We start from the raw sequence: 6,004 nt of genomic DNA on the forward strand, positions 1-6,004 counted from the left end.
CCCGGCCCGGGCCCGCTGCGGGATACTGGCGCGGTGAGTGTGCCGAACGAGGAGCCCCTGCTGGCCGTGGAGCGCGAGGTCGGGGTGCTGTTCCGGCGCGGCCGGGCCCGGGTGGCCGAGCTGTCCCGGCGGGTCCATCCGCAGCTGGAGGGCATGGCGTACAGCCTGCTGGGCCACATCGAGCAGGCCGGGCCGGTGCGGGTGACCGACGTCGGGGTGCACTTCGCGGTCGGCAAGGCGACGATCAGCCGGCAGATCCGGGCGCTGGAGGAGCTGGGCCTGCTGGCCCGGGAGGCGGACCCGCTGGACCGCCGTTCGGCGCTGGTCTCGCTCACCGAGGACGGGCGGCGGCGGTTCCTGGCCGCCCGGGAGGCCCGGATGGCCCGGGTGCGGGAGCTGATGGACAGCTGGTCGGAGGAGGACGTGGTCCGCTTCGCCGAGCTGCTGCACCGCTTCAACGACGTGGTGGGTGACGCGGCGGTGTCGGCCGTCTGAGCGGTGCGGCGGGGGATGGAAGGGCCCGGGCCGGGTTCGGTCCGGGCTTTACTTGCTCTTGAAGAATGTTGCCCAAGTCAACCATCTCTGCTTATGGTTGCTTCAGGCAACTATTTCGAAGGACCTCGATGACCGTCACCGCCACCCCCGCCGTCCCGACCGGAGCCGCCGCCGCCACGACCGACCGCCCGATGACGCACCGGCAGGTGATGGAGGCGCTCTCCGGCCTGCTGCTCGGCCTCTTCGTCGCCGTGCTCTCGTCGACCGTCGTCTCCAACGCGCTGCCGCGGATCCTCACCGACCTGCACGGCGGACAGTCCGCCTACACCTGGGTGATCACCGCGACCCTGCTCACCCTCACCGCCTCCACCCCGATCTGGGGCAAGCTCTCCGACCTCGCCAGCAAGAAGCTGCTGCTGCAGATCGCGCTGGTCATCTACATCGCCTCCTCCGCGCTGGCCGGCCTCTCCCAGAACATCGGCCAGCTGATCGCCTGCCGCGCCCTCCAGGGCATCGGCGTCGGCGGTGTCACGGCGCTCGCCCAGATCTGCCTCGCGGCGATGGTCCCGCCGCGCGAGCGCGGCCGGTACAGCGGCTACTTCGGCGCCGTCTTCGCACTGGCCACCATCGGCGGCCCGCTGATCGGCGGCGTCATCGTGGACACCTCCTGGCTCGGCTGGCGCTGGTGCTTCTACGTCGGCGTCCCGTTCTCGCTGGCCGCGATCCTGGTGCTGCAGCGCACCCTGAAGCTGCCGGTGGTCCGCCGCCCGGTGAAGATCGACTACCTCGGCGCGCTGGTGATCACCGGCGCGGTCAGCCTGCTGATGATCTGGATCACCCTGGCCGGCAAGAACTACCCCTGGCTCTCCTGGCAGTCCGCGGCCCTGGCCGGCGGCGGCCTGCTGCTCGGCGCCCTCGCCGTCCTGGTGGAGCGCCGCGCCGCCGAGCCGATCATCCCGCCGCACCTGTTCCGGCACCGGACGGTCACCCTGTCCGCGCTGGCCAGCGTCCTGGTCGGGATCGGGATGTACGGCGCGACCACCTTCCTCAGCCAGTACTTCCAGCTCGCCCGGGACGAGTCCCCGACCGTGGCCGGCCTGATGACCCTGCCGATGATGCTCGGCCTGGCCGTCTCCTCCACCGTCGCCGGCCGGCTGATCACCAAGTACGGCCGGTGGAAGGCCTACCTGGTCGCCGGCACGCTGCTGCTCGCCGTCGGCTTCGGCCTGCTCGGCACCGTCCGGGCCGACACCCCCTACGGGCTGCTCTGCGTCCACATGGCGATCACCGGCCTCGGCCTCGGCCTCACCATGCAGAACCTCGTCCTCGCCGTCCAGAACACCGTGCCGCAGGCCGAACTCGGCGCGGCCAGCTCGGTGGTCACCTTCTTCCGCACCATGGGCGGCGCGATGGGCGTCTCCGCGCTCGGCGCGCTGATGAACAACCGGGTCGGCCACTACCTCACCGAGAACCTGGCCGCCGCGCACGTCCCGGCGGGCGGCGGCGCCCTCGGCGGCGGCATCCCGGACCTGCACGGGCTGCCCGCGCCGCTGGTGCCGCTGGTCACCGACGCCTTCGGGCACGGGGTGGGCGTGGTGTTCCTGACCGCGGCGCCGTTCGCGCTGCTGGCCTTCGTCACGGTGCTGTTCATCCGGGAGACCGTGCTGCGCACCGGCCAGAACTGACGCGGGCCGTGGGTTTGTTGGGAACGCCGGAGGGCCGGGAGTGGTGATCCACTCCCGGCCCTCCGGCGTTCGTCGGTTTTCGCCGACGGGGGCTACTTGCCCGCGATCAGCGACAGCCCGTAGAGGACGGCCGCGCCGCAGACGGCGAAGCAGGCGTAGGCGCCGGCCAGGGCCAGCCGCCCGCCGTTCGCCGGGGCGTTCGGGCCGGCCGCCTCGCGCTGCGCGGTGAGCGAGGCCTCGCGGCGGGAGAGGGCCAGGATGCCGAGCGCGAAGACGGCGACCACGGCGACGGTGACGCCGAAGCTGACTCCGGCGGTCTGGGCCAGGGCGTTCCACTTGATGTGCATGGTGTTTCGAGCTCCTCAGCCGGCGGCGATCAGGCCGCGACCGTGGTCGAGGCGGGGGTCGGAGTGGCGGGCGCGGCGGCCGGGTCGACCTCGACCGGGGTGACGTCGGCGAGGTGGTCGTTGACGTTGTCCGCGTCGATCGGCTGGCGGCGCGAGATGAGCCACATCGCGCCCGAACCGGCCACCAGGGCGACGCCGACCAGCGCCACGCCCCAGTTGCCCTGCTCGGCCAGGAAGGCCGCGAGTCCGCCCACCGTGGCGGCGGCGGGCAGGGTCAGGCCCCAGGTGTACACCATGCGGCGGACCATGCCCCAGCGCAGCTCGCACTTCGGGCCGCCGAGGCCGGCGCCCATGATGCCGCCGGAGCAGACCTGGGTGGTGGAGAGGCCGAAGCCCATGTGCGAGGAGGTCAGGATGACCGTCGCGGCGGCCGACTCGGAGGCGAAGCCCTGGCGCGGGGTGATGTCCGCCAGGCCCTTGCCCATCGAGCGGATGATCCGCCAGCCGCCCATGTAGGTGCCGAGCGCGATCGCGGCACCGGCCGTGACGATGACCCAGATGGGGGGCAGCGCGCCCTTCGGCAGGGCGCCGACCGAGACCAGGGTCAGGGTGATGATGCCCATCGTCTTCTGGGCGTCGTTGGTGCCGTGCGCCAGCGAGATCAGCGAGGAGGAGAAGATCTGGCCGGTGCGGAAGCCCTTGCCGACCGTCTCGTCGTTGCTCTTGCGGGTGATCGCGAAGGCGAGCTTGGTGGCGCCCCAGGCGGCCAGGCCGGCCACCAGCGGGGAGGCGACGGCCGGGATGAGGATCTTGCTGACGACGGTGTCGAAGTTGACGCCGTTGACGCCGACGCCGACCACGGTGGCGCCGATCAGTCCGCCGTAGAGCGCGTGCGAGGAGCTCGACGGCAGGCCGCGCAGCCAGGTCAGCAGGTTCCAGAGGATGGCTCCGGCCAGTGCGGCGAAGATGATCTCCGGGTGGATGCCCGCCTTCTCGTTGACGATGCCGCCGGAGATGGTGGTGGCGACCTTCACGGAGAGGAACGCGCCCGCGAAGTTGAGGACGGCCGCGATGGTGACCGCGACCTTCGGCTGGAGGGCCCCGGTGGCGATGGAGGTGGCCATCGCGTTGGCGGTGTCGTGGAACCCGTTGGTGAAGTCGAAGGCGAGCGCCGTGATGATCACAACGGCCACCAGGAACGAGATGTGTTCCATACCCAAACAATCGTCGTAGTTGTCGCACTGATGTTGGCTTCAGGCGCGACGGTAGGGATGCTTGGTGAACGGAAGGTAAACGGGCGTCGGAATCATGGTTCCGAGGGTGTCCGAGGGGTTGCCGGGAGCTTTCTGATGGGTGTCGTGGGCCGCTCCGAGCTGGACATTAGTGGAGATCCGTCCGGTTCGCCCCTTTTGGTGAGACCTCTCTCACAGCCGGCGGGAAAAATTCATCGGGCCGTCCGGGTGCGGTCTGTTTCCGGCGAGTAACCCGTGACAGGATCTGCGGAGGTCCGGGGACCCCGGAACGCGGGCGGACGGGGAGGACGGGACCATGGGCGGGGCAGTGCGGCGTGCGGAGCTGACGGACGGGCGGAACCCGGGCCTCCACGGGGGCAGACGGCCGGCCTGGGTGCGGGCCGCGTTGCGCTGCGGAGCCGTCCTCGCGGCCGCCGCGCTCTCGCTGCCGCTGGCCGTCGGCCAGGCCTGGGCCGACCCGGCCCAGCCGACCCCCGGCGCCACCGCGCCCGGTGTGCCCGGCACGGCCGGTGCGCCTGTCGCCGACCCCGGCGGCGACCCGCTCGCCGCCGCCAAGGCCACCCTCGGCCCGCTGCTCGACCAGCTGCACGCGCTCTACCAGGGCGCCGAGGCCGCCACCGAGCAGTACAACGCGGCCGTCGCCAAGGTCACCGAGCAGCAGGCCTCGCTCGCCGAGCTCAAGTCCAGGCTGGAGCGCCAGGAGAAGCAGGTCGACGCCGGCACCGACATCGCCGCCCAGCTCGCCGCCGCCCAGTACCGCAACGGCTCCGCCTCCGCCTACGCGGAGCTGCTGCTCTCCAAGGACCCGTACGAGGCCGTCACCATCGCCGAGCTGCTCGCCGTCGCCAGCCGCTCGCAGTCCGAGTTCCTCAACAAGCTGACCGCCGACCGCGACACCCTGGGCGGGCTGAAGAAGCAGAACGAGGAGGCCCTCGCCACCTCGCAGACCCTGGTCACCCAGCAGGACACCGCCAAGGCCAAGGTCGCCGCCGACCTCGCCGCCGTCGAACAGCTGGTCTCCTCGCTCACCGGCGCCCAGCGCGCCGAGCTGGAGCAGGTCGAGAAGGCCAAGGCCGACGAGGCGCAGTTGGCCTTCCTCGCCACCGGCGTGCTCGGCAAGGACGAGCGCACCCCCTCGCTGGCCGGCCGGGCCGCCGTCGCCTTCGCGCTCGCGCAGTTGGGCAAGCCGTACCTGTGGGGCGGCTCCGGTCCGGACGCCTTCGACTGCTCCGGGCTCACCTCGCAGGCCTGGCTGCACGCCGGCAAGCCGATCCCGCGCACCAGCCAGGAGCAGTGGGCCCAGCTCCAGCACATCCCGCTCAACCAGCTGCGGCCCGGTGACCTGGTCATCTACTTCGAGGGCGCCACGCACGTCGCGATGTACATCGGCGGCGGGCTGGTCGTGCACGCGCCGCGGCCGGGCTCGTACGTCAAGGTCGGGCCGATCGGGGCCAACCCGATCCTCGGCGCCGTCCGGCCCGACCCGGACGGCACGGCCGACGAGGCGGGCGGCGCCTGGAAGGTGCCGGAGCTGCCGGCCGGCTGGGACGCGGTCACCCCGATCGCGTCCAGCCCGCTCAACCAGCCGCCGCTTCCCGAGGGCACCGTGGTCCCCCCGGTCGTGCCGGCGGTCCCGGGCACCCCGGCGACTACGCCGACCACTCCGGGCACGCCCGAGCCGTCCGCCACCGGAACGCCGACCGGTACCCCCACGGGGACGCCGACCGGTACGCCCACGCCCACTGGTACGCCCACCGGCACCCCGACGCCGACGGGGACGCCGACCGGCACGCCGACCGGCACCCCCACCGGGACCCCGACGGGCACCCCAACCTCGACCCCGACCGGCACCGGCTCGCCCACCGCCTCCGGCTCCAGCTCCGCCGCGGCTACCGTCTCCGGCACCGCCTCCGCGACGGCCTCCGGCACCAGCACGGGCACCCTCCCGCCCACCCAGCACTGACCCACGAGGAGGGCGGTGCTTCGAGAACTCTCTCGAAGCACCGCCCTCCTCGCCTTCCCCGGCCCCGCTGCTGCTTGGCGGTGTCCTGCCTTTAGTGGCGCGGAATTCCCAGGACCGGATGCCTCACAGATCGGTAGCCCGTTCGTGGAGTTCGCGGAGGAGGGAGGTCACTTCGGGTTCGGTGTAGGTGCGGAGGATCTTGTCGTGGGGCCGATGGGGGCGTTCACGCGGCGAAGTCCAGTTCGAACCAGACGACCTTGC

Annotated in this window: 5 protein-coding genes; 3 read left to right on the forward strand and 2 right to left on the reverse strand. The window is 72.2% G+C overall.

All coding sequences use genetic code 11. The features are described from left to right. The first annotated feature begins 33 nt into the window (after positions 1-33). Together ACFP3U_RS06055 and ACFP3U_RS06060 are read left to right on the forward strand one after the other, a co-directional pair. Positions 34-495: a MarR family winged helix-turn-helix transcriptional regulator gene (locus ACFP3U_RS06055; protein ID WP_380224146.1), complete on the forward strand. Its 462-nt coding sequence runs from the start codon at positions 34-36 to the stop codon at positions 493-495. Between the two features lie 191 nt (positions 496-686). Next, positions 687-2,180, forward strand: coding sequence for an MDR family MFS transporter (locus tag ACFP3U_RS06060; protein WP_465261955.1), 1,494 nt, complete (start codon positions 687-689; stop codon positions 2,178-2,180). A gap of 92 nt (positions 2,181-2,272) precedes the next feature. Here the strand turns inward: ACFP3U_RS06060 and ACFP3U_RS06065 are convergent, their stop codons facing one another. Both ACFP3U_RS06065 and ACFP3U_RS06070 read right to left on the reverse strand, forming a co-directional pair. Beyond that, positions 2,273-2,527: a hypothetical protein gene (locus ACFP3U_RS06065; protein WP_380224148.1), complete on the reverse strand. Its 255-nt coding sequence runs from the start codon at positions 2,525-2,527 to the stop codon at positions 2,273-2,275. 29 nt (positions 2,528-2,556) lie between these two features. Then, positions 2,557-3,741, reverse strand: coding sequence for an inorganic phosphate transporter (locus ACFP3U_RS06070; RefSeq protein WP_380224149.1), 1,185 nt, complete (start codon positions 3,739-3,741; stop codon positions 2,557-2,559). A 334-nt stretch (positions 3,742-4,075) separates the two neighbouring features. Between ACFP3U_RS06070 and ACFP3U_RS06075 the strand changes: the two genes are divergently transcribed. Further along, positions 4,076-5,743, forward strand: a complete 1,668-nt coding sequence (locus tag ACFP3U_RS06075; protein ID WP_380224150.1) for a C40 family peptidase — start codon at positions 4,076-4,078, stop codon at positions 5,741-5,743. Positions 5,744-6,004 lie beyond the last annotated feature (261 nt).

Source organism: Kitasatospora misakiensis (assembly GCF_042656005.1).
GTDB lineage: Bacteria > Actinomycetota > Actinomycetes > Streptomycetales > Streptomycetaceae > Kitasatospora > Kitasatospora misakiensis.